The organism is Kitasatospora sp. NPDC057198, from assembly GCF_042670125.1.
In the GTDB taxonomy this organism is placed as follows: domain Bacteria; phylum Actinomycetota; class Actinomycetes; order Streptomycetales; family Streptomycetaceae; genus Kitasatospora.
On record NZ_JBHUWH010000814.1, the window covers coordinates 1 to 1,784 of the forward strand.

Consider the following 1,784-nt stretch of genomic DNA (forward strand, 5'->3'; position numbering starts at 1 on the left):
GTTCGACGGCCGTGCTGCGCGGAGCTGCGCGTTTCCGGTTCCGAACGCGCACGTGCGTGCTGGATTCCGGTCCGGGCCCGGCGCGGACGCGCAACAAGCAGGATCCCTGCACATTGCACATGCTGCATCGCCGACAACGGTTCGACTGTCAGGTTTGTTATCAGACCCGCTGACTATTGCCGCTGGGTGAACAGTGGACTATACCTTTGCAGCATCATCACACCGCCTCTGACCGGCACCTTCGCCGCTGGGCACCTTTCGGGCCATGGGAGTTGACGTGCCGTCAGCTTCGGTCCGCTTCTTCTGGAACTGAGGGGTTAGGGCACTCATGGGCTCTGCAACTGAGTACAACCGTCGCGACCTGTTCAAGCGCGCGGCCGCGATCACCGTCCTCGCGGCGGGCGGCACCTCGCTGCTCGCGGCCTGCGCCGGCGGTTCCGGCAGCAGTGACAGCAAGTCGGGTGCCTCCCCGACGGTCGGCAGCGACAGCACCAACCCGTTCGGCGTGAAGGCCAGCGACGCGCTGGACGTCGTGATCTTCAAGGGCGGCTACGGCGACGACTACGCCAAGGTCTTCGAGGACGCCTACAAGAAGGCGTACGCCGGTGCGAACGTCTCGCACCTCGGCACCCAGGAGATCAGCGGCAAGCTCCAGCCGCGCTTCAACGCCGGCAGCCCGCCGGACGTCTTCGACAACTCCGGCGCCCAGGCCATGAAGGCGGACGTCCTGGTCAGCGCCGACCAGCTGACCGACCTGACGGTGCTGCTGGACGCCCCGTACCTGGACGACCCGACCAAGAAGATCCGCGACGTCCTGCTGCCCGGCACCATCGAGCAGGGCACCATCAACGGCAAGATGTACTCGCTGAACTACGTCTACACCGTGTTCGGCCTGTGGTACTCCGCCAAGCTCTTCAAGGACAAGGGCTGGGCCGTCCCGAAGACCTGGGACGAGTTCATCACCCTCTGCGGCACCATCAAGGCCGCGGGCATCTCCCCGTTCGCGCACCAGGGCAAGTACCCCTACTACGCGAACTACATCATCTTCAGCCTGATCGCCAAGCAGGGCGGCCAGGACCTGGTCAAGAAGATCAACGCCTGTGACGCGTCGGCCTGGGACGACCCGGCGGTGCTGGCCGGCGTCACCGCGTTCAACAAGATCATGGAGGGTGACTTCCTCCTCCCCGGCACCAACGGCATGACCCACACCGAGTCGCAGACCGCCTGGTGCCAGGGCAAGGCCGCCTTCATCCCGTCCGGCTCCTGGCTGGAGAACGAGATGCTGGCCTCCACCCCGGCCGACTTCGACATGGCCTTCCTGCCCGTCCCGTCGCTGCCCGGCGACAAGCTGCCCGCCACCGCCCTGTGGGCCGGCGCCGGCGAGCCCTTCATGGTGCCGAGCAAGGCCAAGAACAAGGCCGGCGGCCTCGAGTTCCTGCGCATGATGCTGACCAAGGACGGCTCCTCCAAGTTCGTGGCCACCGCGAACTCGCTGACCGTCCTGAAGGACGGCGTCAACGCCGACGTCCAGCTCAAGCCGGGCACCAAGTCCTCGGCCGTGGCGGTCAAGGCGGCCGGCGACGTCACCTTCAGCTTCAGCTTCCAGGACCTGCAGACCGCGTTCGACGCCGAGGTCGAGAACGCCACCAACGAGCTGGTCAACAAGCGCATCAGCCCGGCGGAGTGGGTCGCCCGCGGCAAGGCCGCGACCTCCAAGAAGGTCTGACCCCCGGTAGGCCGACGGCCTGACACCGCAAGGCCGGGGTCCGCGCGCGGACCCCGGC

The 1,784-nt window shown here is 66.8% G+C and carries 1 protein-coding gene; it reads left to right on the forward strand.

Features of this window, described 5'->3' with window-relative positions:
- The first annotated feature begins 328 nt into the window (after positions 1-328).
- Positions 329-1,726 (forward strand): N-acetylglucosamine/diacetylchitobiose ABC transporter substrate-binding protein, encoded by a 1,398-nt coding sequence (gene ngcE / locus ACFUEL_RS39280; RefSeq protein ID WP_380242950.1) that lies wholly within the window; start codon positions 329-331, stop codon positions 1,724-1,726.
- The last annotated feature ends 58 nt before the right edge of the window (positions 1,727-1,784 follow it).

Bases quoted from the DNA above. Each gene is read 5' to 3' on its own strand.
- ngcE (WP_380242950.1), top strand. From the start codon at position 329: ATGGGCTCTGCAACTGAGTACAACCGTCGCGACCTGTTCAAGCGCGCG.